23 protein-coding genes are annotated in these 23,489 nt (G+C 59.5%); 14 read left to right on the forward strand and 9 right to left on the reverse strand.

What is annotated here, in order from left to right; genetic code table 11:
- The gene (locus AB7M22_RS04110; RefSeq protein ID WP_008010987.1) at positions 1-597 is read right to left on the reverse strand and encodes a septation protein A; all 597 of its coding nucleotides are present in this window, start codon (positions 595-597) and stop codon (positions 1-3) included.
- 87 nt (positions 598-684) lie between these two features.
- Here AB7M22_RS04110 and AB7M22_RS04115 point away from each other — a divergent pair, with 87 nt between their 5' ends.
- The 5 genes from AB7M22_RS04115 to rluB all read left to right on the forward strand — a co-directional run bounded on the left by AB7M22_RS04115 (position 685) and on the right by rluB (position 5,655).
- Complete coding sequence (locus AB7M22_RS04115) at positions 685-1,548, forward strand: PHP domain-containing protein (RefSeq protein ID WP_454185327.1); 864 nt, start codon at positions 685-687, stop codon at positions 1,546-1,548.
- Between the two features lie 13 nt (positions 1,549-1,561).
- Positions 1,562-2,191 (forward strand): L-threonylcarbamoyladenylate synthase, encoded by a 630-nt coding sequence (locus AB7M22_RS04120; protein ID WP_032830619.1) that lies wholly within the window; start codon positions 1,562-1,564, stop codon positions 2,189-2,191.
- 60 nt (positions 2,192-2,251) lie between these two features.
- On the forward strand, positions 2,252-3,010 hold the full coding sequence (locus AB7M22_RS04125; protein WP_177319007.1) for a segregation and condensation protein A: 759 nt from the start codon (positions 2,252-2,254) through the stop codon (positions 3,008-3,010).
- 11 nt (positions 3,011-3,021) lie between these two features.
- Positions 3,022-4,020, forward strand: coding sequence for an SMC-Scp complex subunit ScpB (scpB, locus tag AB7M22_RS04130; RefSeq protein ID WP_454185328.1), 999 nt, complete (start codon positions 3,022-3,024; stop codon positions 4,018-4,020).
- Between the two features lie 369 nt (positions 4,021-4,389).
- Entirely contained in the window at positions 4,390-5,655 is a 1,266-nt protein-coding gene (rluB, locus tag AB7M22_RS04135; protein WP_454185329.1) for a 23S rRNA pseudouridine(2605) synthase RluB, read from the forward strand.
- Positions 5,656-5,842: 187 nt separating this feature from the next.
- Here rluB and AB7M22_RS04140 read toward each other — a convergent pair whose 3' ends face one another.
- Positions 5,843-6,808, reverse strand: a complete 966-nt coding sequence (locus AB7M22_RS04140; protein ID WP_454185330.1) for a leucyl aminopeptidase — start codon at positions 6,806-6,808, stop codon at positions 5,843-5,845.
- 67 nt (positions 6,809-6,875) lie between these two features.
- Positions 6,876-7,013: a hypothetical protein gene (locus AB7M22_RS04145; protein ID WP_007902483.1), complete on the reverse strand. Its 138-nt coding sequence runs from the start codon at positions 7,011-7,013 to the stop codon at positions 6,876-6,878.
- A 961-nt stretch (positions 7,014-7,974) separates the two neighbouring features.
- Between AB7M22_RS04145 and AB7M22_RS04150 the strand changes: the two genes are divergently transcribed.
- A complete protein-coding gene (locus tag AB7M22_RS04150) occupies positions 7,975-9,396 on the forward strand; it encodes an amino acid permease (RefSeq protein ID WP_454185331.1) in 1,422 nt (473 codons plus the stop codon).
- Positions 9,397-9,602: 206 nt separating this feature from the next.
- On the forward strand, positions 9,603-10,016 hold the full coding sequence (arfB, locus tag AB7M22_RS04155) for an alternative ribosome rescue aminoacyl-tRNA hydrolase ArfB (RefSeq protein ID WP_007938537.1): 414 nt from the start codon (positions 9,603-9,605) through the stop codon (positions 10,014-10,016).
- On the opposite strand, the gene AB7M22_RS04160 is transcribed toward arfB, so the two are convergent.
- The 6 genes from AB7M22_RS04160 to phhA all read right to left on the reverse strand — a co-directional run bounded on the left by AB7M22_RS04160 (position 10,013) and on the right by phhA (position 14,445).
- A complete protein-coding gene (locus AB7M22_RS04160; RefSeq protein ID WP_454185332.1) occupies positions 10,013-11,257 on the reverse strand; it encodes an MFS transporter in 1,245 nt (414 codons plus the stop codon). The two genes, arfB and AB7M22_RS04160, sit on opposite strands and share 4 nt — an antisense overlap.
- Before the next feature lie 103 nt (positions 11,258-11,360).
- Positions 11,361-11,543 carry a hypothetical protein gene (locus AB7M22_RS04165; RefSeq protein WP_454185333.1) on the reverse strand — a complete coding sequence of 61 codons (183 nt, stop codon included), beginning with the start codon at positions 11,541-11,543 and terminating at the stop codon, positions 11,361-11,363.
- Between the two features lie 74 nt (positions 11,544-11,617).
- Positions 11,618-11,749 carry a hypothetical protein gene (locus AB7M22_RS04170; protein ID WP_007902501.1) on the reverse strand — a complete coding sequence of 44 codons (132 nt, stop codon included), beginning with the start codon at positions 11,747-11,749 and terminating at the stop codon, positions 11,618-11,620.
- A gap of 285 nt (positions 11,750-12,034) precedes the next feature.
- Positions 12,035-13,228 (reverse strand): amino acid aminotransferase, encoded by a 1,194-nt coding sequence (locus tag AB7M22_RS04175; protein WP_454185334.1) that lies wholly within the window; start codon positions 13,226-13,228, stop codon positions 12,035-12,037.
- A complete protein-coding gene (locus AB7M22_RS04180) occupies positions 13,228-13,584 on the reverse strand; it encodes a 4a-hydroxytetrahydrobiopterin dehydratase (protein WP_454185335.1) in 357 nt (118 codons plus the stop codon). The genes AB7M22_RS04175 and AB7M22_RS04180 overlap by 1 nt, the downstream gene beginning before the upstream one ends.
- 69 nt (positions 13,585-13,653) lie before the next feature.
- Entirely contained in the window at positions 13,654-14,445 is a 792-nt protein-coding gene (gene phhA, locus AB7M22_RS04185) for a phenylalanine 4-monooxygenase (RefSeq protein WP_008010998.1), read from the reverse strand.
- Between the two features lie 309 nt (positions 14,446-14,754).
- Between phhA and AB7M22_RS04190 the strand changes: the two genes are divergently transcribed.
- From AB7M22_RS04190 to flgK, 7 genes are all read left to right on the forward strand, one after another.
- The gene (locus tag AB7M22_RS04190; RefSeq protein ID WP_008074886.1) at positions 14,755-16,314 is read left to right on the forward strand and encodes a sigma-54-dependent phenylalanine hydroxylase transcriptional regulator PhhR; all 1,560 of its coding nucleotides are present in this window, start codon (positions 14,755-14,757) and stop codon (positions 16,312-16,314) included.
- A gap of 336 nt (positions 16,315-16,650) precedes the next feature.
- Positions 16,651-17,391, forward strand: coding sequence for a flagellar basal body rod protein FlgF (locus tag AB7M22_RS04195; RefSeq protein WP_448092158.1), 741 nt, complete (start codon positions 16,651-16,653; stop codon positions 17,389-17,391).
- 45 nt (positions 17,392-17,436) lie between these two features.
- Entirely contained in the window at positions 17,437-18,222 is a 786-nt protein-coding gene (gene flgG, locus AB7M22_RS04200) for a flagellar basal-body rod protein FlgG (protein ID WP_454185336.1), read from the forward strand.
- A gap of 52 nt (positions 18,223-18,274) precedes the next feature.
- Positions 18,275-18,970, forward strand: a complete 696-nt coding sequence (gene flgH / locus AB7M22_RS04205; protein WP_454185337.1) for a flagellar basal body L-ring protein FlgH — start codon at positions 18,275-18,277, stop codon at positions 18,968-18,970.
- 6 nt (positions 18,971-18,976) lie between these two features.
- Positions 18,977-20,086 (forward strand): flagellar basal body P-ring protein FlgI, encoded by a 1,110-nt coding sequence (locus tag AB7M22_RS04210; RefSeq protein WP_454185338.1) that lies wholly within the window; start codon positions 18,977-18,979, stop codon positions 20,084-20,086.
- A gap of 11 nt (positions 20,087-20,097) precedes the next feature.
- The gene (gene flgJ / locus AB7M22_RS04215) at positions 20,098-21,396 is read left to right on the forward strand and encodes a flagellar assembly peptidoglycan hydrolase FlgJ (protein WP_454185339.1); all 1,299 of its coding nucleotides are present in this window, start codon (positions 20,098-20,100) and stop codon (positions 21,394-21,396) included.
- Positions 21,397-21,419: 23 nt separating this feature from the next.
- Positions 21,420-23,480: a flagellar hook-associated protein FlgK gene (gene flgK, locus AB7M22_RS04220; RefSeq protein WP_454185340.1), complete on the forward strand. Its 2,061-nt coding sequence runs from the start codon at positions 21,420-21,422 to the stop codon at positions 23,478-23,480.
- The last annotated feature ends 9 nt before the right edge of the window (positions 23,481-23,489 follow it).

Below are 23,489 nucleotides of genomic sequence, written 5' to 3' on the forward strand. Positions count from 1 at the left end.
TCAGTCCTCGGTTTTTGGCGTAGTGGTATCGGCGTCATGCAGGTGGCGGGACAGGTAAATGCCCTGGGCGACCAGGAACAGCAACGTCATGCCCAGGCTGCCGAAGACTTTGAAGTCGACCCAGTAGCTCTGGAACGTGAACGCGACGAACAGGTTGGCGGCGCCGCAAAACAGGAAAAAACCGATCCAGGCGATGTTCAGACGGGTCCAGACCGGTTCCGGCAGGGTCAGCGCGTGGCCCATGATGCGTTTGATCAGCAGTTGATCACCGATGAAGTGGCTGCCGATGAACCCGAGGGCGAACAGCCAGTTGACCACCGGGGCTTTCCATTTCAGGAAGGTCTCGCTGTGGAACGCCAGGGTCAGGCTGCCGAAGACCAGGCAGGCGATGAGGGTCAGCCACTGGCTCTTCTCCAGCTTGCGCTGCTTGATGAACAGCGTGCCGTAAACCACCAGGGAGCTGATGATCAGCACTGCGGTGGCGCTGTAAATACCACCGACAGACAGTTGATAACCGCCGATGTCGACGATCCGAGGATCGATTTTGAAGACGATGAAAAACAGCAGAAGCGGGATGAAGTCGATGAATTGTTTCACAGTGGCAGCCAGAAGCAGGATGTGGCGGCATAATAACAAACATATTGACGCGCGATAGCGTCAGCTGATTTGAGGTTACACAGTCCTGTGAATGTTGATTTGCACTGCCATAGCACGGCTTCCGATGGCGCCCTGGCGCCTGCGGTACTGGTTGCGCGTGCGTTCGAGAAAGGCGTGCGAGTCCTGGCCTTGACCGATCACGACACCCTTGAGGGTCTCGACGAGGCCCGTAGCGCCGCGACGGTGCTGGGGATGCAACTGGTCAATGGCGTCGAATTGTCCTGCACCTGGGGCGGGGCGACCATCCACGTTTTGGGCTACGGTTTCGACGTCAATGCGGCGCCGTTGGTCGAGGCCATCGCAAAATTGCACGATGGCCGCTGGCTACGGTCCGAAGAAATAAGCCGCAAGTTGGCGTTGAAAGGCATGCCAGGGGCGCTCGACGGTGCTCGGGCCATTCAACAGGCGCTGGGCGACAGCGGTAATGCGCCGGCCCGTCCGCACTTCGCCGACTGGATGGTGCGCGAAGGTTTCGTCAAGGACCGCGCCGAAGCGTTCCGCAAATGGCTGGGCGCCGGCAAACTGGGCGACGTCAAACAACACTGGCCGACCCTGGAAGACACCGTCGAAACCCTGCGCGCAGCGGGTGCCTGGGTCAGCCTGGCGCATCCTTGGCACTACGATTTCACTCGCAGCAAGCGTCGCCGCCTGATTGCCGACTATATTCAAGCAGGCGGCCACGCGATAGAAGTGGTCAATGGCCATCAACCCGCCGAACAGGTGGGCAGTTTGGCGATTCTTGCCCGCGAGTTTGGTCTGCTGGCCAGCGCCGGCAGTGATTTTCATGGCCCTGGAGGCTGGTCCGAGATCGGTGAATACCGCCCGGTCCCGGAGGATCTGCCACCACTGTGGTGTCGATTCAAACATGACCCAATTATTGCCGTCGTCTGAACAGGTAGAGAATGTGAGTCAATTTTTCCAGATTCATCCGGAAAACCCGCAACCGCGCCTGATCAAACAGGCTGTCGAGATCATCCGCAACGGCGGGGTGGTGATTTATCCCACAGACTCTTCCTACGCCATTGGTTGCCAAATCGGCGACAAGAACGCCGTGGAACGCGTGCGCCGGCTGCGTCAGTTGGATGAGAAGCACAACTTCGCGCTGATTTGCAGCGACCTGTCGCAGTTGGGGCTGTTTGCCAAGATCGATACCGGCACCTTCCGTGTGCTCAAGGCTCACTTGCCTGGCCCTTACACCTTCATTCTCAACGCCACCCGCGAAGTCCCGCGGCTGTTGCTGCACCCTAAAAAACGCACCATCGGCCTGCGTGTGCCAAGCCATCCGATTGCCCTGGCATTGCTGGAAGAACTCGGCGAGCCGCTGATGAGCGTGACCCTGATCATGCCCGGCGACACCGACCCGTTGAGCGATCCTTACGAAATGCGCCAGTTGCTTGAGCATCAGGTCGACCTGATCATCGACGGCGGTTTTGGCGGGATCAAGGCGTCCACCGTGATCAGCCTCGCCGACGGCGAACCGGAAATCATCCGCGTCGGTTGCGGCGACCCTGCGCCTTTCATGGCCGAGGCCTAGATGTCTGCAGTAGAACCCGTCGACAGCCAGGCCGGCGCCCAGCAAGAACTGCCTTTCGCCATGGTCTATGGCCAGGCGGTCATGGAAATGCCGCTGGACCTGTACATCCCGCCGGATGCGCTCGAGGTCTTTCTTGAAGCCTTCGAAGGCCCGCTCGACTTGCTGCTGTACCTGATCCGCAAACAGAACATCAACATCCTCGACATCCCGGTGGCGGAAATCACCCGTCAGTACATGGGCTATGTCGAGTTGATGCAGTCGGTGCGTCTGGAGCTGGCCGCCGAGTACCTGGTGATGGCTGCGATGCTGGCCGAGATCAAATCGCGGATGCTGCTGCCGCGGGCCGAAACGATCGAAGACGAAGAGGACGATCCTCGCGCTGAGCTGATTCGCCGCTTGCAGGAGTACGAGCGTTTCAAGGCTGCTGCCGAAGGCATCGATGGCCTGAGCCGCGTCGGCCGCGACGTGGTGGTGCCCAAGCTCGATGCCCCGCAAGCCCGTGCGCGCAAGCTGTTGCCGGACGTGCGTCTTTCAGAGCTGTTGTTGTCCATGGCCGAGGTCTTGCGCCGTGGCGACATGTTCGAAAGTCACCAGGTCAGCCGTGAAGCGCTGTCCACCCGCGAGCGCATGAGCGATGTGCTGGAACGGCTCAAGGGCGGCGGTTTTGTGCCCTTCGTCGAGCTGTTCACCGCTGAAGAAGGGCGCCTGGGGGTGGTGGTGACCTTTATGGCGATCCTCGAACTGGTCAAGGAATCCTTGGTCGAGCTGGTGCAGAATGAGCCGTTCGCGGCGATCCATGTCCGGGCCCGAGCCGAATAACGAGTTGAATCATGAACCTGACTGAACCCCGCGAGCTGGCGCCACTGCTTGAAGCCTTTCTGTTGGCCTCGGGAAAACCGCAATCGCTTGAACGCCTGTTCGAACTCTTCGAAGAAGGCGAGCGGCCGGAGCCCCCTGTTTTCAAGAAAGCGCTGACGATTCTGGCAAAGTCCTGCGACGGCCGTGCTTTCGAGTTGAAGGAAGTTGCCTCCGGGTATCGCCTGCAGATCCGCGAAAAGTTCGCGCCGTGGGTCGGACGTTTGTGGGAAGAGCGGCCGCAACGCTATTCCCGCGCCATGCTCGAAACCATGGCCCTGATTGCCTATCGTCAGCCCATCACCCGGGGGGAGATCGAAGACGTGCGCGGCGTGGCCGTCAACAGCCATATCGTGAAAACCCTGCTGGAGCGTGAGTGGATCCGCATCGTCGGTTACCGCGACGTACCCGGCAAACCGGCGATGTTCGCCACCACCAAGGCGTTTCTCGATCACTTCAACCTGAAGAATCTCGACGACCTGCCGCCACTCGCCGAACTGCGCGAACTTGAACCCGATCCTGTGCTCGATTTTGACGACGCGCCCGTGCCTGCCAGCCTGCAGGAATTGGCTGATGCCAGCGCCGAGCCGGAAGAACCCAAGGAAGAAACCAGTTTCCACACCCTGTTGCTGGAACTGGACACCATGGAAGAGGGGCTCAAGACCGACTTCGACGATTTGTTGCGCGATGGGGCGATGACCGAGACGGAAGGGGAGTCGGTTCAACCCGAGCCTGTAACCGAAGTTGAACCTCAGGTCGAGGCTGAAGCCGAAGTCGAATCAGAACAGGAACCAGAACCAGAACAGGAGCAGGAGGACGACATTCTTGGCGTCGCCGAAGCTCGCGAAAAGCTCCTGGCCGCTGTAGCCGCGCTCGAGCAGCCGAAACCCGAGCCCGAATTGACCGACGAAGAAGCCGAAGCCCAGGCCCTCGCCGAAGCGATCGAAAACGAACGCCGCCAATTCGACGACTGATACAAATCCTGCGGGCAACAGGAATCCCTGTGGGAGCGGGCTTGCCCGCGAAGAGGGAGTGTCAGTCAATATCATTGCTGCCTGACCCACCGCAATCGCGGGCAAGCCCGCTCCCACAGGGTATTGTGTTGACTGGAGTGTTTGATAAGTCTGCAAATTCATCGACGACTGCGGTCGAACCCGGCACCACCGGTCGGCGGAAAATCAAGTAAGACTTCATTGATCAGCTAGTCTCTGATGCGCGAACGTCTCCATGAGCGTATGATTCGCGACCCTTCGGCGATCGCTTCGCCCAAGTTCTTCAAAAAGTACCCAGATTTACATCGCTTCAGGCACAAGCCTGAACAGACCACACCGGGAGGTGCCCAGATGAGTATCAACGAGCAGAAAGACGACCAGGAAATCGGCCCAGCAGGCGAAAAGCTGCAGAAAGTCCTCGCCCGTATCGGCGTCGGCTCGCGCCGTGACGTGGAAGCCTGGATCAGCCACGGCCGCATCAAGGTCAATGGCAAAGACGCCACCCTCGGCCAGCGCGTCGACCTGCATGACGCCATCACCATCGATGGCCGGGTGATCAAGCGCGAAGAAGCCGCCGAGTCGGTACGCCGCGTGATCATGTACAACAAACCCGACGGCGAAATCTGCACCCGTAACGACCCTGAAGGTCGTCCGACCGTGTTTGACAAGATGCCGCGCCCGAAAGAAGGTCGCTGGATCAACATCGGTCGTCTGGACATCAACACCACCGGTTTGCTGATGTTCACCACCGACGGTGAATTGGCCAACCGCCTGATGCACCCATCCTACGAAATGGACCGTGAATACGCGGTACGTGTACGTGGCGAAGTCGACGACGAGATGATTGAACGCCTGAAGGCAGGCGTGGTGCTCGAAGACGGCCCGGCCAAGTTCACCGACATCAAACAGGCTCCGGGTGGCGAAGGTTTCAACCACTGGTACCACTGCGTGGTGATGGAAGGTCGTAACCGCGAAGTCCGTCGTCTGTGGGAATCCCAGGGCCTGGTGGTCAGCCGCCTGAAGCGCGTGCGTTTCGGTCCGGTGTTCCTCAACTCCGACCTGCCGATGGGCCGCTGGCGCGAAATGAGCCAGTACGAAGTCGATGTTCTGAGTGCCGAGGTCGGCCTGACGCCGGTGGCGATGCCGCAAATGAACGCCAAGAGCAAAGACAAGCTCGATCGCATGCAGCGCAAATCGTCCCGTCCGATGGGCAAGACCGAACGCGTACGGACCCTGCGTCCAGCCGCTGGTGCTCCGGCAGCCGGTCCACGTCCAGCCCGCGAGCCACAGATCGAAGGCGAACGTCCGGCCCGCAAGCCAGCGCCACGTCAGGACGGCGAGCGCGGTCCACGCACACCGCGTCCGGCCAACGGTCGCACTGAGCGTGGCGAAGGCCGTGGCGCTCCGGCCGGTGGTCGTAGCGATCGCGGCGCGCCTGCCGGTCGTGGTACGCCCGTGGCAGACCGCCCGGCCGACACCAAGCGCCCGGCCAAGCCGGCGCCGAAGAAACGCCCAGGCATCGTGCTGGTCGACCGTGACGCGCCATCGGGTAAACGCCGCGGCGCGCCAGCCGGTTCCGGCCAGCGTCCGGGCTTCGGTCGTCGCAAGCCTGAGTGATCGGTAAGCGCTCCATGAAAAACGCCATCCCTCGGGATGGCGTTTTTTTTTGGGGCCTGGTTTTAGTTGTACGGTGTTTATGAGGGCCCCTTCGCGGGCAAGCCTCGCTCCTACAAGGGCACCACTGTACCTGTAGGAGCGAGGCTTGCCCGCGAAGGCATCAGCCGCATCACCTCAAAAACGGGAGCTAGAAGACAAACCGCCGATCAAACACCGGGTCATCATCCAGCGCCAACACGCCGCCAGAGAAGATCAAATCCAGATGATGGCTGCCCTTGGCACCTCCGCCCAACCCCAGGTGCAAGCCGCAATGGCGCTCCTCGAACCCGGCATTGCGCGCATACAAATCTTTCACGCCTTCGTTGGTACCGATCCCCAACTCCTCGATTCGCCGATTGGACGGGTTGGCGTCCAGGTACTTGTTGAAGTCATGTTCCAGCCCCGGCACATCGGTGGCGATTTTGCTGATGGTGGAGTTCTCGATCCACAACTCCAGCGGTGACGCCAATATGCCGTACTTGCGGGCAAATGGAATCGTACTGAGGAAAGTCCCCATAAACTTCACCCGGCCATTAATGGCTTCGCTATGAGTAGCGATCTCGCCGGGCGCCAGGTCGAAGTTGCCGATACCGTTGATGTCGGTCCACTTCTTGATACTGCTCAAGGGTGTTTCGAACCACGACCCATGATCATCTTTGAAACTCAGGGTGGTGGCGTGGGACATGCGCTGGATCAAGTGGCTGTTCAACCCGGCAATTCGCTGCGGGGTGACACTGAAGGTGTCGTAGAAGTAATCGCCGTAATCCTTGAACAGCAACGACTTCTTCCAGTTCTCCGCCATCACGCCCTGCAGCGCACGGACAAATTCCGGGCCGTCGGGACGCGGGTTGGGCAGGGTGGAAGAGTCGTAGAAAAAAATGTACAGATCGCTGTCAGTAATCGCCTGGGCCAGCAATTCGGTGGGTTCGAGGTCCAGACGCATCGCGCTGAAGCTGAACCGTGGGCTGTTACCAGCCTGTTCGGCGATGGCGCAGGTGTGCGCCTCGTAATCAGCGGTATGGCCGAGCAAGACCTTCGCCGGGTTGATACCGGCAACGGCAGGGTGATGTTCGAGGTAGTAAAGGAAATGCGAGATGGCGCGTTGCTTATCCATGTAGTCCTCCCTGACAAACCGAGAAAGTGGCAGGCACGACCGGCCGGATCGTGCCTGCCAGGATGTCTTACAGAGGCCACATCGCCGTGCCGAACGGAACAACCGCGTCGGCTTGCATCATGTCGACGGCGGCATCATGGGTCGGTGCTTCAAACCAATCGTCCAGTTGCAGTTCAGTGTCCAAGTCTTTGTCCAGTGCTTGCATGGTGAATCTCCTAGATGCTTCTTCGGTAAGAACAGCTTCGGTAAGAACAACTTCGGTAAGAACAGCGGCGTGCTTTTCACTCGTTGAAGAGCGCGTCAACGTGCCGGTCGATGCGGCTCGGCAAGTCGCTGAAAACCTAGTTCACAGGGTTTTAGAATGCAAAAAAATAATTAAACAATTTTCATTTGAACTATTTATTCCATTTTTCGAAAGCCAATTTTCTTAATAAAAAACAGAAAACTAAGCAGGACATTTCCTTAGGAAGCTTCCTATCGTCAATTTACAGTCAGTGGGCTTCTGGATCTGATTTGGAAAATTTACGTTACGCCTTGTCAATAAAACCTTACGAAAAGCGCTCTTAAACCCCGTGGAATGCCGCCAGGAAGAGGACCGTAAGGAAAACCTGCCGTCCGCCAGCCTGTTGGCGGTATTCAAGGGCTCTGGCACGCTTGTTTCAGCAGCGTATGAAGGGTGAGATGCGCCCCATGCCTGTCGTGCAGGTGCATAACAAGAAGGAGGCGCAATGAACGCCGTGACTCATCTCCATCTCTCCCTGTGGGGCGATTTTTCCGCTGCCCCCATCGATGACCCGCAAAGGTCTGACTCAATTTTTGCAGCCGCCCGAGACCCTCGAGGCGGACACAGGCAATCCCGGCAACCGACGCGCTGATCCAGCGGTGTCTGGCAGCAGGGGGTTACAGGTGTACAATGCGCCGCGTTTTAACTGTGACCCTCTGCGCAACAGCGCAAACCTCAAGGCTATCCGCCTTGTTCACTCCGCCGCGTCACGAGCGTGTCGGGTTCGATTTCGTCACAGATAAAAACAAACAGGTGACGCATGACTGTCGTAAAAACGCTGAACTCCTGGTGCCTGCGCTGGGGTTTGATCGGCGCTGCTTGAAATCGCAACCGAGCAGCAACGTCTACTGAACATCATCAAACCTTGCGTGAGACCCTTTTCATGAGTGGACAAAACTCGCATTCAGGCGAGCTGAAACGCGGCCTGAAAAATCGCCATATTCAACTGATCGCCCTCGGTGGCGCGATCGGTACCGGGTTGTTCCTCGGCTCGGCCGGCGTGCTCAAATCCGCCGGCCCGTCGATGATTCTCGGCTACGCCATCTGCGGCTTCATCGCTTTCATGATCATGCGCCAACTGGGCGAAATGATTGTCGAAGAGCCGGTCGCCGGTTCGTTCAGCCACTTCGCCCACAAATACTGGGGCGGATTTGCCGGCTTCCTGTCGGGCTGGAACTGCTGGATTCTGTACATCCTGGTGGGCATGTCGGAGCTGACCGCGGTCGGCAAATACATCCACTACTGGGCGCCACACATCCCGACCTGGGTCTCGGCAGCCGGGTTCTTCGTCTTGATCAACCTGATCAATCTGGCCAACGTCAAAGTCTTTGGTGAGGCCGAGTTCTGGTTCGCGATCATCAAGGTCGTGGCCATCGTCGGCATGATTGCGCTCGGCAGCTACCTGCTGGTCAGCGGCGACGGCGGCCCACAAGCCTCTGTAACCAACCTGTGGGAACACGGCGGCTTCTTCCCGAACGGCGTCAGCGGTCTGGTGATGGCCATGGCGATCATCATGTTCTCCTTCGGCGGCCTGGAAATGCTCGGTTTCACCGCAGCTGAAGCCGACAAGCCGAAAACCGTGATCCCGAAAGCCATCAACCAGGTGATCTACCGGATCCTGATTTTCTACATCGGTGCGTTGGTTATCCTGCTGTCGCTGACGCCATGGGACAGCCTGTTGGCGACCCTGAACGCGTCGGGTGATTCCTACAGCGGCAGCCCGTTCGTGCAAGTGTTCTCGATGCTTGGCAGTGACACCGCTGCGCACATCCTCAACTTCGTGGTCCTGACCGCGGCGCTGTCGGTGTACAACAGCGGCACCTACTGCAACAGCCGCATGCTGCTGGGCATGGCCGAGCAGGGCGATGCGCCGAAGGCCTTGTCGAAGATCGACAAGCGTGGCGTGCCGGTGCGTTCGATCCTGGCATCTGCCGCTGTGACGTTGATCGCGGTGTTGCTGAACTACCTGATCCCGCAAAACGCGCTGGAACTGTTGATGTCGTTGGTGGTGGCCACCCTGGTGATCAACTGGGCGATGATCAGCTTCTCGCACTTCAAGTTCCGTCAGCACATGAACAAGACCAAACAGACACCACTGTTCAAGGCCCTGTGGTACCCGTACGGCAACTATGTTTGCCTGGCGTTCGTGGTGTTCATCCTTGGCGTGATGCTGCTGATTCCGGGCATCCAGATCTCGGTGTATGCGATTCCGGTGTGGGTCGCGTTCATGTGGGTCTGCTACGGCATCAAGAACAAGCGTAGTGCGCAGCAGGCGTTGCAGGCTGCAGGTTCCGCTGCCAAGTAAGTGCAAAGCGCAGAAACAACAAACCCGGCCATGTGCCGGGTTTTTTGTGGACGATGAAAAATCTGGGTTCGCATCGAACCTGTAGGAGCGAGGCTTGCCCGCGAAGAAGACGCCGCAGTTCATCAGGCAAACCGCGTTATCGTTCTTCGCGGGCAAGCCTCGCTCCTACAAGGTATTCTGGCGGTCCTGATACCGGACTTTTTTCCATGCTGGTGATTTCCAACAACGTGCATCTGCCGGATGCCGAGATCGAGTTGACGGCCATTCGCGCCCAAGGCGCCGGTGGGCAGAACGTCAACAAGGTCTCCAGCGCCGTGCACCTGCGCTTCGACATTCCGGCCTCGTCCTTGCCCGAGTTCTACAAGGAGCGGCTGCTGGCGCTGCGTGACAGTCGCATCACCAGCGAAGGGGTGTTGATCATCAAGGCCCAGCAATATCGCACGCAGGAACAGAACCGCGCCGATGCGCTGGAGCGCCTGACCGAGTTGATCCTCAGTGCCACCAAGGTCGAGAAGAAGCGCCGTCCGACCAAGCCGACACTCGGTTCGAAAAAGCGTCGGCTCGAATCCAAGACCAAGCGCGGCAGCATCAAGGCTGGGCGTGGCAAGGTGGATTTCTAGCGCGCTGCTCTTTCTTCGCGGTGCTTTTCATTAAGGTGCTTTTCATAAAGGTGCTTTTCATAAAGGTGCTTGGGCGCCTGCCGGTACAGATAAACGCTCAGCATCAATCCGCTCAAAGCGGCGAGGGCAGCAAACAGGAAGATCGAGGCAAACCCGAATCCAGCCGCAATCGCGCCCGCCAGCGGTCCGGTGATCCCCAGCGACAAATCGATAAACAGCGAATACGCCCCGACTGCCGCGCCACGGCTGGAAGCGGGCACCAGGTTGACCGCTTCCACGCCCAAGGCCGGGAACACCAGCGAAAAACCGAAACCGCTCAGCGCCGCGCCGGCCAGTGCCCAATGGGCATCGGGTGCCAGCCACAGTAGCAACAACCCGAGGGTTTCCACCGATAGGCATGCAATCGCCACGCGAAAGCCGCCGAGGCGATTGATCAGGTTACCGAACAACAATCGCGCACCGATAAAACTGGCGCCGAACAGGCTCAGGCACAGCACCGCGTTGGACCAGTGCTGAGTGGCGTAATACAGGGTGATGAATGTAGCGATGGTGCCAAAGCCGATGGAACCCAAGGCCAGACCGCAACCGTGAGGAAACACCCGCCCCAGCACGTGCATGAACGGCAGACGTTCGCCGGCAACGATGGGTGCAGCGGTTTTTGGCCAGGCCAGCGCCAGGCCCAGAACGGCCAATAGCACGATGCTCACGCCCATGCTCCACAAACCCAGTTGATTCACCAGCAGCACACCCAGCGGTGCGCCGACCGCCAGCGCGCCGTAACTGGCGATGCCGTTCCAGGAGATGACTTTAGCGGTATTCGCCGCGCCGACCCGGCCGATGCCCCAGCCGATCGACCCGGAACCGACCAGGCTTTCTGCGCTGCCGAGCACCAGTCGGCCGATCAACAGGCTGATCAGGCTCAACGTCGGCAGGCTTTGCGTCCAAGCCGAAATCAACATGAATACACCGCTCAAACCACAGCCGGCGAGGCCGTACATCACCGCCAGTTTGCTGCCCTTGTTATCGATGATGCGTCCGGCGTAAGGGCGGCTGAGCAGGGTGGCCAGGTATTGCACGCTGATCACCAGCCCGGCGATCACGGCGCCGAAACCGAGGTCGCTGTGGACGTAGCCGGGCAATACGGCCAGGGGAATGCCGATATTCAGGTAACCGATGAACGTGAACAGGACGATGGAAACGACTTGCAGCGTGACCGCCATGGGGCGCTGGGTTTCTGACATGGGTAAAGGTCCACGGGGCAGCAGGATAGATAGGCTGCTTATGATAGCGGCGCGGGCGGTCGCGGGGCGTGAAAAAGTAAAACTATTTGGCGGACGGGGATAATCAGGATTTTGCGGGGGCTACCAGGTGCGTCGTGACCAGAGCGGCCAGGGCGTTTTCTTCGCTGCCGAATCGGGCCAGCAGGGCGGCTTGCTTCTCGGGGGAAAGGCGGTTCCAGATATCGATCATCTTCTCGGCGGTGCCGATCAGGACGCTGGCCTGGGTTGCACTGAATTCGTCGGTCATGGGAAAGCTCAAGGTTCAGGCGGTGTGGAAAGCGCATATTAGCGCTTTCCACACGGTCTGGTCGTGCGGGTGGATCAGTCTTCGCTGTCAGCCTGGCGGCGTTCAGGTGCTTCTTTCGTCTCGGGCTGTTGGGCACCGGCTTGTTGCGTGGTTGTCTGCTCAGTTTCGTGCAGGCTTGGGAAGGGGAGATTAGGGATCTCGTGCATGTCGCGCTCCTCGCTAAGTCTGTTGATAGATCTGGTAGATCCGCGCTTTTAAAAAAGCCTGCGCAGGATACAGCAGGAGAAATGACAAATAGACTTTTATATCCAATTGTTGCGACGGATGGGATTGTCTAGACAGGTCTGTGTAGGCGCTGGTGGAGCCTGCGATGATCGTTCCCACGCTCTGCGTGGGAATGCCTCAATGGACGCTCTGCGTCCGCTGTTGGGACGCGGAGCGTCCCGGGCTGCATTCCCACGCGGAGCGTGGGAACGATCATTGGGGGAGGGTTACTTGCAGACGTCAGCGATAGCTTCGGCCAGCAGGTCCAGGCGCGTCGCATCAATCCCCGCCACGTTCGCCCGGCCCGAGCTGACCATGTACACACTGTGATGCTCGCGCAGTTGCTTGACCTGCTCCGGCGACAAACCGGTGTAGGAAAACATCCCGCGTTGCACGCCGATGTGCGCAAATCGCTCGCGCAAGCCATGGGGTTCAAGCGCTTCGACCAGACCGCTACGCAACTGGGCGATGCGCAAACGCATGGCTTCCACTTCGTCGGCCCAGCGGCTTTTCAGCTCTGGATCGCCGAGGATGGTCGCGACCACGGCCGCGCCATGATCCGGTGGCGTCGACCACAGGTTACGGGCGATGTTGGCCAGTTGGCTGCGGATATCCACCAGCTTGTCTGCGGTTTTCGCGCAGACAATCAGTGCGCCGGTGCGGTCGCGGTACAGGCCGAAGTTCTTCGAGCAGGAACTGGTGATCAGCACTTCCGGCAACTCGGCGGCGAACAACCGCGTCGACCAGGCATCTTGCTCCAGGCCATCGCCGAAACCTTGATAAGCGAAGTCGATCAGTGGCAGCAACTCGCGACTGCGCACCACGTCCAGCACCCGACGCCAATCGTCATGGGACAGATCGAAACCGGTCGGGTTGTGGCAGCAGGCGTGCAGCAGCACCACATCGCCCTTGGGTGCTTGATTGAGCACCGCCAGCATTGCTTCCACATCGAGACGGTTATCGCTGCCCACGTACGGGTAATGACTGACCTTGACCCCGGCCGCCGCGAAAATGGTTTCGTGGATCGGCCAGGTCGGGTTGCTCAACCACACGCCACGGCCCGGGAGGCATTGGGCGATGAAGTCGGCGCTCAAACGCAATGCGCCAGTGCCGCCCGGTGTTTGAGTGGCGCCGGCCCGTTGTTCGGCGATCAGCGCCGAATCAGCGCCAAGCACCAACTCGTTGATCACCTTGCCGAACGCTGCATCGCCGTGACCGCCGATGTAGGTCTTGGTGGGCTGACGATCCACCAGGCGCTGCTCGGCGAGCTTCACCGCTTCGGGGATTGGCGTCAGGCCCTGGGCGTCTTTGTAGACACCCACGCCAAGGTCGAATTTGCGCGGGTTAGGGTCCTGCGCATAGGCCTCCATCAGGCCGAGAATCGGGTCGCCAGGTACTCGACCGATGGCGTCGAAATGCATTATTTGCGGCCCTCGGCGTCTTTGGCCACTTCGTCGGTGCGCGCGGCCATGATGAAATCGTTGCGGTGCAGGCCTTTGATGGAGTGGCTCCACCAGGTGACGGTGACTTTGCCCCACTCGGTCAGCAGGCCCGGGTGATGACCTTCGGCCTCGGAGATTTCACCGACGGCATTGGTGAATGCCAGTGCGTGCTTGAAGTTCTTGAACAGGAAAACTTTTTCCAGCTGCATCACGCTGTCGCGAACTTCGATGTTCCAGTCAGGGATCTGCTTGATCAGGATCGGCAATTCTTCGTCGCTGACCTGAGGGGCGTCGGCGCGGCAGGCTTCGCAGTGGGCTTGGTTCAGAGCGTTCATGGTGTATTCCTGAATTCGATTCTTGTTGGAAATTACTATCTTTGCGCGCAAGTCGCGAGCGGGATCTGCTCAGGCCGCTTTGGGCTTTGGCGGAAATTTCGGTGCGCGCAACCCTAGCTGCATACCTTGCTTGACCATGCCCATGATGTCTTCGTGGGCCAGATCGAACAGGCGCTTGAGGTTCGGCAGGACAAAGTACAGCGGTTGCAGAATGTCGATGCGGTACGGCGTGCGCATGCATTCCAGCGGATCGAAGGCCTGATGCTCAGGCGTGTCCGACAGGCAGTAAACGGTTTCTTTGGGCGAGGACAGAATGCCGCCACCGTAGATGCGCAGGCCTTGTGGCGTGTCGACCAGGCCGAACTCGATGGTCATCCAGTACAGGCGCGCCAGGTACACGCGTTCTTCCTTGGAAGCCTGTAGGCCAAGTTTGCCGTAGGTGTGGGTGAATTCGGCGAACCAAGGGTTGGTCAGCAGCGGACAGTGGCCAAAGATCTCGTGGAAAATGTCCGGTTCTTGCAGGTAATCCAGCTCTTCGCGGGTACGAATAAACGTCGCCACCGGGAACTGCTTGTTCGCCAGCAATTCGAAAAAGGTCTGGAAGGGAATCAGTGCGGGGACTCGGGCAACCTGCCAGCCGGTGGTTTCACCGAGGACTTTGTTGATTTCACCGAGTTGCGGAATGCGGTCGTGGGGCAGACCGAGTTTTTCGATACCGTCCAGGTATTCCTGGCACGCACGGCCCTCGACCACTTTCAGTTGGCGAGTGATCAGCGTGTTCCACACCGCGTGTTCTTCGGCGGGGTAGTCGATAAAACCTTGCGCATCGGGCTCACGAGCCACGTATTGCGTCTGCTTCATGCTGCTCTCCTGCTAGGGGATTCGTTCTTGTTGTGTGTACAGCTATGGACCTAGAAATACCCCAGGGCGTGCGGTGTTGCAGCAGGTGATCTGGGTTGAGAGTAGGAAAATTTATCAGTTTTCGTAAATTATTCGTTACGCTTTAACCGCTGTGGCGCAGGTATTGAGATTTACGGGTTTGAAATGGCGCACAGCTGTCACATAATCTTGACGACTATTTGAGTGCCTCGGCAGAAAAATACGTCGGTCTGCCAAGTACCTCTGTGGGATCTCGGCATCAACCTCACTCACCGTTTTGTGGGCCTTTATATGCGTATCAAAGTTCACTGCCAGAACCGCATCGGTATCCTGCGCGACATTCTCAACCTGCTGGTCGAGTACGGGATCAACGTCGCTCGCGGCGAAGTGGGCGGTGAGCACGGCAATGCGATCTACCTGCACTGCCCGAACCTGATCAATATTCAGTTCCAGGCGTTGCGTCCGAAGTTCGAGGCGATTGGCGGGGTATTTGGCGTCAAGCGCGTAGGGCTGATGCCCAGCGAGCGTCGGCATATGGAACTCAATGCCTTGCTCGGTGCCTTGGAGTTTCCGGTGCTGTCGATCGACATGGGCGGCTCCATTGTCGCGGCCAACCGTGCGGCAGCGCAGTTGCTCGGGGTGCGGGTGGACGAGGTGCCGGGGATTCCGCTGTCGCGGTACGCCGAGGATTTTGATTTGCCGGAACTGGTACGTGCCAACAAGTCACGGATCAACGGCTTGCGGGTCAAGGTCAAGGGCGATGTGTTTCTCGCCGACATCGCACCGCTGCAGTCGGAGCATGACGAAAGCGAGGCCATGGCCGGTGCAGTGTTGACGTTGCACCGGGCGGATCGGGTAGGTGAGCGCATCTATAACGTGCGCAAGCAGGAATTGCGTGGTTTCGACAGCATTTTCCAGAGCTCGAAAGTGATGGCGGCGGTGGTGCGCGAGGCACGACGCATGGCGCCACTGGATGCGCCGCTATTGATAGAAGGCGAAACCGGCACCGGCAAAGAGTTGTTGGCGCGGGCCTGTCACCTGGCGAGCCCGCGTGGGCAGTCACCGTTGATGGCGCTCAACTGCGCCGGTCTGCCGGAGTCCATGGCCGAGACTGAATTGTTCGGCTATGGCCCCGGCGCCTTCGAAGGGGCGCGGGCCGAAGGCAAGCTTGGGCTGTTGGAGTTGACGGCGGGCGGAACGTTGTTCCTCGACGGCGTCGGCGAAATGAGCCCGCGCTTGCAGGTGAAATTGCTGCGCTTCTTGCAGGATGGCTGCTTCCGTCGTGTCGGTAGCGATGAAGAGGTCTATCTGGATGTGCGGGTGATCTGCGCCACTCAGGTGGATTTGTCCGAGCTGTGCGCTCGCGGTGAGTTTCGCCAGGATTTGTACCACCGTTTGAACGTGCTCTCGCTGCACATCCCACCGCTGCGCGAATGCCTCGACGGACTGGCGCCGCTGGTGGAGCACTTTCTCGATCAGGCCAGTCGGCAGATCGGTTGCCCGTTGCCGAAACTGGCGCCGGCGGCGATGGAGCGACTCAGTCATTATCATTGGCCGGGTAACGTGCGGCAGTTGGAAAACGTACTGTTCCAGGCCGTTTCCCTGTGCGATGGCGGCACCGTCAAAGCCGAGCATATTCGCCTGCCGGACTACGGCGTGCGTCAGCCGCTTGGCGATTTTTCTCTTGAGGGTGGTTTGGACGAGATTGTCGGGCGCTTTGAGAAAGCGGTGCTGGAGCGTTTGTATTCCGAGCATCCGAGCAGTCGGCAACTGGGCAAGCGGCTGGGGGTTTCGCATACGACCATTGCCAATAAGTTGCGTGAGTATGAGGTTGGCAAGACTGAGTCTTAGCTGAGCCTTGCTGTGTTTGTGCTGGCTTCATCGCGGGCAAGCCCGCTCCCACAAAGATCTTCATGGGTCACTCAATCTGTGAACACCAAGTAACCTGTGGGAGCGGGCTTGCCCGCGATAACGTCGGTACAGGCAACACTCAGGTCAAGCGTTGCCACCAAACGGCATAACACCGCCGGTTTTTCGTCTTCGATACATTTCCCCAATCCTCTCTGAATCCCTCAAGTCCTTTGTTTGCCGGGCCCTGCGCCGCCAGAAAAAAGTTGGTCTGCAAATTGCTTATGGCTCAGCAGTACAGCGGTGGGCGGCAAACGTCCGGCATGCAGAGGAAAGAGTGTGGACAAGTACCTTTATGTGGCAATGACCGGCGCCAGCCAGAATGCACTGGCGCAGAAGGCTCATGCCAACAACCTGGCGAACATCTCTACCAACGGTTTTCAGAAGGACCTGGAACAGGCCCGTTCGATGCCGGTGTTTGGTGACAGCTTTCCGGCGCGTGCGTTTGCCATGACCGAGCGTCCGGCCACCGACTTCTCCCCGGGTGCGCTGGTGCAAACCGGTCGCGACCTCGACGTTGCGGTGCAGGGCAATGGCTGGATCGCGGTGCAGAACCCCAATGGCGGTGAAAGCTACGTGCGCACCGGTAGCCTGAACGTTGACGCCTTGGGCGTGCTGCGTGCCGGCAATGGTATGCCGGTGGTAGGCAATGGCGGGCCGATTGCCGTGCCGCCCGAGCAGCAAATCGAAGTCGGCGAAGACGGCACCATCAGCATTCGTGCGATGGGCGAAGGTCCACGGGTGATGGCCGAAGTCGACCGCATCAAACTGGTCAACCCGGACTTCAAGAACATGACCAAAGGCCTGGACGGTTCGATCCACACCAAGGACGGCAAGCCGGCGCAAGCCGATGCCAACGTCAAACTGGTGTCCGGGTTCCTGGAGTCGAGCAACGTCAATGCCGTGGAAGAAATGACCTCGGTGCTGGCGCTGGCCAAGCAGTTCGAGCTGCACATCAAGATGATGAACACCGCCAAAGACGATGACCAGGCCATGGCTCGGGTCTTGCAGATCAGCTAATTATCAGAACGTCGCGCCGTAAAACAGGCGCACGAGGAGAATCGAATGCTTCCGGCTCTATGGGTTGCCAAAACAGGTCTGTCCGCCCAGGACACCAACCTCACCACCATTTCCAACAACCTGGCGAACGTATCGACCACGGGTTTCAAACGTGACCGCGCCGAGTTCCAGGACTTGCTGTATCAGATCAAACGCCAGCCGGGCGCCCAGTCGACCCAGGACAGCGAATTGCCGTCGGGTCTGCAAGTGGGTACCGGTGTGCGCATCGTCGGCACCCAGAAAAACTTCACTGCCGGCAGCCTGCAAACCACCGAGCAGCCGCTTGACCTGGCCGTCGACGGTCGCGGTTTCTTCCAGATTCTGCAGCCGGACGGCACCACGGCCTACACCCGTGACGGTACGTTCCACCTGGATTCCAACGGTCAGATCGTCAACGCCAGCGGCTTCGCCCTGGAGCCGGCCATTGTCATTCCGAACGACGCCCAGACGTTCACCGTCGGCCGTGACGGCACGGTGTCCGTCACTGTTGCCGGCAACCCGGCCTCCCAGGTGATCGGCAACCTGCAAACCGCCGACTTCATCAACCCGGCCGGTCTGCAAGCGGTGGGTAACAACCTGTTCCTGGAAACCGCTGCCAGTGGCGCGCCGCAAATCGGCACGCCGGGCCTCGCCGGTTTCGGTACCACGCTGCAGAACACCCTGGAAACGTCCAACGTCAGCACCGTTGAAGAGATGGTCAACATGATCACCACTCAGCGCGCTTACGAGATGAACTCCAAGGTGATCTCCACCGCCGACCAGATGCTCTCGTTCGTAACGCAGAATCTGTAATCAAGTCTATGAGGCGGCCATGAGGTCGCCTGCAATACCGTGAGGTAGGGTCATGAATCGCTTTGTATCTGTTCTGGCACTGAGTGGGGCCGTCGTGCTCGCGGGCTGCGTCGCTCCGCCGCCCAAGCCTAATGACCCTTTCTACGCCCCGGTGTTGCCGCGCACGCCGCTGCCGGCTGCCGCCAATAACGGCTCGATCTACCAGGCCGGTTTCGAACAGAACCTGTACAGCGACCGCAAGGCGTTCCGGGTCGGTGACATCATCACCATCACCCTGAACGAGCGCACCCAGGCGAGCAAGAACGCCAACTCGCAGATCGACAAGAACAGCGATAACAAGGTTGGCCTGACCTCGTTGTTTGGCTCCAGCCTGACCACCAATAACCCGATCGGTGGCAATGACTTGAGTCTGAACGCCGGCTATAGCGCCGACCGCTCAACGAAGGGCGACAGCAAGTCCGGCCAGAGTAACAGCCTGACCGGTTCGATCACCGTGACCGTCGCTGACGTGTTGCCCAATGGCATCATCGCCGTGCGCGGCGAGAAGTGGCTGACCCTCAACACCGGTGATGAACTGGTGCGGATTGCCGGCCTCGTTCGCGCCGATGACATCGCCACCGACAACACCGTGTCGTCGACCCGCGTCGCCGATGCACGCATCACCTATTCGGGCACCGGCGCGTTTGCCGATGCGAGTCAGCCAGGCTGGTTCGACCGTTTCTTCCTCAGCCCGCTGTTCCCTTTCTAGGTGGCTATGTTGAATCTTAAACACCTGATGGTGGGCGTCCTGTTGCTGTCCGCGGCCTTCGACGCTCAAGCCGAGCGGCTGAAGGACATCGCCAGTATTTCCGGCGTGCGTTCCAACCAATTGATCGGCTACGGCCTGGTGGTCGGGCTTAACGGCACCGGTGACCAGACGACACAGACCCCGTTCACCCTGCAGACCTTCAACAACATGCTCTCGCAGTTCGGCATCAAGGTGCCGGCAGGTTCGGGCAACGTGCAGTTGAAGAACGTCGCGGCAGTATCGATCAGTGCCGATTTGCCAGCGTTTGCCAAGCCGGGTCAGCAGGTGGACATCACCGTGGCGTCCATTGGTAACTCCAAGAGCCTGCGCGGCGGCACCTTGTTGCTGACGCCGCTCAAGGGTATCGACGGCAACGTCTATGCCGTCGCTCAGGGCAACCTCGTCGTTGGTGGTTTCGATGCCGAAGGTCGTGACGGTTCTAAGATCACCGTCAACGTTCCGTCAGCCGGTCGCATCCCTGGCGGTGCATCGGTCGAGCGTGCAGTGCCAAGCGGTTTCAATCAGGGCAACAGCCTGACCCTGAACCTCAACCGTTCGGACTTCACCACCGCCAAGCGCATCGTCGACAAGATCAACAACATGCTTGGCCCTGGCGTCGCTCAGGCCATCGACGGTGGTTCGATCCGTGTGACTGCGCCACTCGATCCGAGCCAGCGGGTCGACTATTTGTCGATCCTCGAAAACCTCGAAGTCGATCCGGGTCAGGCGGTGGCGAAAGTCATCATCAACTCGCGGACCGGCACCATCGTGATCGGCCAGAACGTCAAGGTTTCTCCGGCCGCCGTGACCCACGGCAGCCTGACCGTGACCATCACCGAAGACCCGATCGTCAGCCAGCCCGGCCCTCTGTCCAACGGGCAGACGGCGGTCGTGCCGCGCTCGCGGGTCAACGCTCAGCAAGAAGCCAAGCCGATGTTCAAGTTCGGCCCGGGCACCACCCTCGACGAAATCGTCCGTGCGGTGAACCAGGTCGGCGCGGCACCGGGTGACTTGATGGCGATTCTCGAAGCGCTAAAACAGGCCGGCGCGTTACAAGCCGACCTGATCGTGATCTGAGGACGGCGATCATGGATATGCGTAAAAGCGGTCTGGTCAGCAGCAGCGATTCGGGGTCCTACTCGGACCTGAACCGCCTGAACCAGCTCAAGGTCGGCGACAAGAACAGCGATGCGAACATGCGCAAAGTAGCGCAGGAATTCGAGTCGCTGTTCCTTGGTGAAATGCTCAAGTCGATGCGCTCGGCCACCGAAGCGTTGGGCCAGGACAATCCGCTCAACACGCCGGCAGCCAAGCAATACCAGGAAATGTACGACCAGCAGTTGGCCGTTTCCATGTCCCGCGAAGGCGGCGGTATTGGCCTGGCGGACGTGTTGATGCGTCAGATGTCGAAGAACAAACCGATGGCGCCGGGTGAGGCCGCGGCAGCGTCTGCCGCCAAGCAAGCTGCCGCGAAAGCCGCCGTGGAAACACCGATTGCCGCCGGTACGGTCGCCACCAACGGGCCGCTGTCGCGTCTCAATGGTGAGCGCCCGTTGTGGGCTTCGCGCTCGGTGAAGACGCCGGCAAGCGCGGGCGAGGGTGCTCATCGCAATGACATGGCGCTGATCAATCAGCGGCGTCTGGCGCTGCCACCGAAACTGGCCGATCGTTTGCTCGCCGGGCTGGTGCCGTCGGCATCGACCGCTGCAACAACCGCCACAACGGCGCAGAACAGTATCCAGGTGCCGCAGAGCACCAAGACTGGTTCCGGTTCCCTGTACAACGGCGATTGGCTGGCTTCGCAAACGGATACGACCTCCAGCGGGCGTATGCAGGTTTATGGGCGTGCCATGGCTCAAATTCCCTTGGCGCCGGCGAAGAAAGCCTTCAGTTCCGCCGACGAATTCGTCAACACCATGCTGCCGATGGCCAAAGAAGCTGCCGACCGTATCGGTGTCGATCCGCGTTACCTGGTGGCTCAGGCTGCCCTGGAAACCGGTTGGGGTAAATCGGTCATGCGTGCCCAGGATGGCAGCAGCAGCCACAACCTGTTCGGCATCAAGGCCAGCAGTAACTGGAAGGGCGATTCGGCGCGTGCGATCACCAGCGAATTCAGAAATGGCGAGATGGTCAAGGAGACGGCCGAGTTCCGTTCCTATGCCTCTTACAAAGACAGCTTCCATGACCTTGTGACGCTGCTGCAAAGCAATAATCGCTATCAAGATGTGCTGAAGTCGGCCGATAACCCAGAACAGTTTGTACGAGAGTTGCAAAAAGCCGGGTATGCAACCGACCCGGATTACGCAAGCAAGATCTCGCAGATAGCCAAGCAGATGACGAGTTACCAAAACTACGCTGCGGCGGGCGCTTCCACCACGCCTCTATAGGCACAAGGCATAAGGTCTGAACCATGAGTTTGCTCAATATCGGGATGTCGGGTCTGGCCGCTGGCCAATCCTCGTTGATGACTACCGGCAATAACATTGCCAACGCCGACACCGCCGGTTACTCACGCCAGCAAACCGTGCAGGGCACCAAGGCCTCGAATCAGTTCGGCAAAGTCTTTATCGGTACCGGCACGACCCTCGCCGATGTACGTCGGGTGTACAACAGCTACATTGATGCGCAGCTGCAGACCACTACGTCGCTCAATAGCGACTCGGCTGCCTACGCCGGGCAGATCAGCCCGATCGATAAGTTGCTCTCGGACAGCGGCACAGGGCTCAATGGTGCCCTGACCAAGTTCTTCGCCTCTGTACAGAACGTCAACGCCAAGCCGGGCGACGATGCTTCCCGTCAACTGCTGCTCAGCGATGCGCAGGCCCTGAGCAACCGGTTCAACTCGGTCTCCAGCCAGTTGACGCAGCAGAACGCGAACATCAACGGCAACCTGGCTGACATGGCCGATCAGATCAACAAGCTGGCGACCACCGTAGCCCAGTTGAACCAGAAGATCTCCGAAGTTTCCAACGCCGGTGGCCAGCCCAACGACCTGCTCGATGCGCGCAATGAGACCGTACGCCAGTTGTCCACCCTCACCGGTGCGCAAGTGATGGAACGTGACAATAGCCTCGACATTTACCTGGGCAGCGGTCAGCCGCTGGTGATGGGCAACACTGCCAGCAAGCTGGAAGTGGTGACGAGCAAAACCGACCCGTCGCGTTCGGCCATTCAGCTCAATCGCGGTTCGAGCACCATCGACATCACCTCGGTGATGACCGGTGGCGAGATGGGCGGCTTGCTGCGTTATCGCAGCACCGTGCTGGACCCGGCCATGAACGAGCTGGGTCGTGTGGCGCTGGTCGTCGCCGATCAGATGAACTCCATCCAGGCCCAAGGCATCGACAAGAACGGTGACTTCGGTTCGAACCTGTTCAACAGCATCAACAGTGCCGCGCAAATGGCCCAGCGCAGTATCGCCACGGTTGGCAACAGCGCAGGCTCGGGCAACTTCGATGTGACTATCGAGGACAGCGGCAAGCTGACCATCAACGATTACAAGGTCACCTTCACCAGCGCCACTAACTACACCGTGCAGCGTCTGCCTGAAGGCACCGCCATGGGCGCGTTCAGCACGCTGACCACGCCGCCGCCAGTGATCGACGGTTTCTCCATGACGCTCACTGGCGGCACCGCAGCCGCTGGCGACACCTTCAAGATCACCCCGACCCGCAACGCGGCGACCAACATCAAGACCGAGATGACCGACTCCAAGCGTCTGGCCATCGCGGCACCGTTGGGCGCGGCCATCGCGCCCGGTGTCAGCGGTACGTTGACCATTCCGGCCAGCGGTCAACCGACCCTGACCACACAGTTCGATATCTATGACTCGGCTACCACTCTGGCCATTCAGAACGGCCTGAAGACTTCGACTCCGGTCAAAATCGTGTTCGGCACGGCCGGTGGTACGACCCAGACATACCAAATGCTCGATGCCCAAGGTAACGCGCTCAGCAGCGGCACTATCGTGCCGGGCCAGAACAATACGCTGAGCCTGACCATTCCTCTGGTCGACGCCGGCGGCGCCGCGATCAATGATCCGGGGCCGCCAGTCGTACAGCGTACTGTATCGTTTGACATGACCATCGCGGGCTCGCCGGGTACCTCGACGGCGATCAACGTGACGCTCAGTCAGCCGGGTACTCTGGACAACCGCAATGGCACCAAACTGGCTGGCTTGCAAACCCAGCAGACCGTGGATACCGGTTCGGCCAGTAAAGGCATTTCCCTGACCGACGCCTACGGCAAACTGGTTGAGGGCGTAGGCGCCAAGGCCGCCCAGGGCAAGCTCGACAGTGCTGCCACCGAAGCGATCCTGGCCAACGCCAAGAGCGCTCGCGATTCGCTGTCGGGTGTCGACCTCGATGAGGAAACCGGCAACCTGGTCAAGTATCAGCAGTACTACACCGCTTCTTCGCAGATCATCAAGGCTGCGCAGGAAATCTTCAACACACTGATCAGCAGTCTTTAAGGAGTCGTA

This window comes from Pseudomonas sp. ADAK2 TE3594 (assembly GCF_053628675.1).

Coding starts and splice junctions, on each gene's coding strand:
- AB7M22_RS04125 (WP_177319007.1), top strand. CDS start 2,252: ATGGTCTATGGCCAGGCGGTCATGGAAATGCCGCTGGACCTGTACATC.
- scpB (WP_454185328.1), top strand. CDS start 3,022: ATGAACCTGACTGAACCCCGCGAGCTGGCGCCACTGCTTGAAGCCTTT.
- rluB (WP_454185329.1), top strand. CDS start 4,390: ATGAGTATCAACGAGCAGAAAGACGACCAGGAAATCGGCCCAGCAGGC.
- AB7M22_RS04140 (WP_454185330.1), bottom strand. CDS start 6,808: ATGGATAAGCAACGCGCCATCTCGCATTTCCTTTACTACCTCGAACAT.
- AB7M22_RS04145 (WP_007902483.1), bottom strand. CDS start 7,013: ATGCAAGCACTGGACAAAGACTTGGACACTGAACTGCAACTGGACGAT.
- AB7M22_RS04150 (WP_454185331.1), top strand. CDS start 7,975: ATGAGTGGACAAAACTCGCATTCAGGCGAGCTGAAACGCGGCCTGAAA.
- arfB (WP_007938537.1), top strand. CDS start 9,603: ATGCTGGTGATTTCCAACAACGTGCATCTGCCGGATGCCGAGATCGAG.
- AB7M22_RS04160 (WP_454185332.1), bottom strand. CDS start 11,257: ATGTCAGAAACCCAGCGCCCCATGGCGGTCACGCTGCAAGTCGTTTCC.
- AB7M22_RS04165 (WP_454185333.1), bottom strand. CDS start 11,543: ATGACCGACGAATTCAGTGCAACCCAGGCCAGCGTCCTGATCGGCACC.
- AB7M22_RS04170 (WP_007902501.1), bottom strand. CDS start 11,749: ATGCACGAGATCCCTAATCTCCCCTTCCCAAGCCTGCACGAAACTGAG.
- AB7M22_RS04175 (WP_454185334.1), bottom strand. CDS start 13,228: ATGCATTTCGACGCCATCGGTCGAGTACCTGGCGACCCGATTCTCGGC.
- AB7M22_RS04180 (WP_454185335.1), bottom strand. CDS start 13,584: ATGAACGCTCTGAACCAAGCCCACTGCGAAGCCTGCCGCGCCGACGCC.
- phhA (WP_008010998.1), bottom strand. CDS start 14,445: ATGAAGCAGACGCAATACGTGGCTCGTGAGCCCGATGCGCAAGGTTTT.
- AB7M22_RS04190 (WP_008074886.1), top strand. CDS start 14,755: ATGCGTATCAAAGTTCACTGCCAGAACCGCATCGGTATCCTGCGCGAC.
- flgG (WP_454185336.1), top strand. CDS start 17,437: ATGCTTCCGGCTCTATGGGTTGCCAAAACAGGTCTGTCCGCCCAGGAC.
- flgH (WP_454185337.1), top strand. CDS start 18,275: ATGAATCGCTTTGTATCTGTTCTGGCACTGAGTGGGGCCGTCGTGCTC.
- AB7M22_RS04210 (WP_454185338.1), top strand. CDS start 18,977: ATGTTGAATCTTAAACACCTGATGGTGGGCGTCCTGTTGCTGTCCGCG.
- flgJ (WP_454185339.1), top strand. CDS start 20,098: ATGGATATGCGTAAAAGCGGTCTGGTCAGCAGCAGCGATTCGGGGTCC.
- flgK (WP_454185340.1), top strand. CDS start 21,420: ATGAGTTTGCTCAATATCGGGATGTCGGGTCTGGCCGCTGGCCAATCC.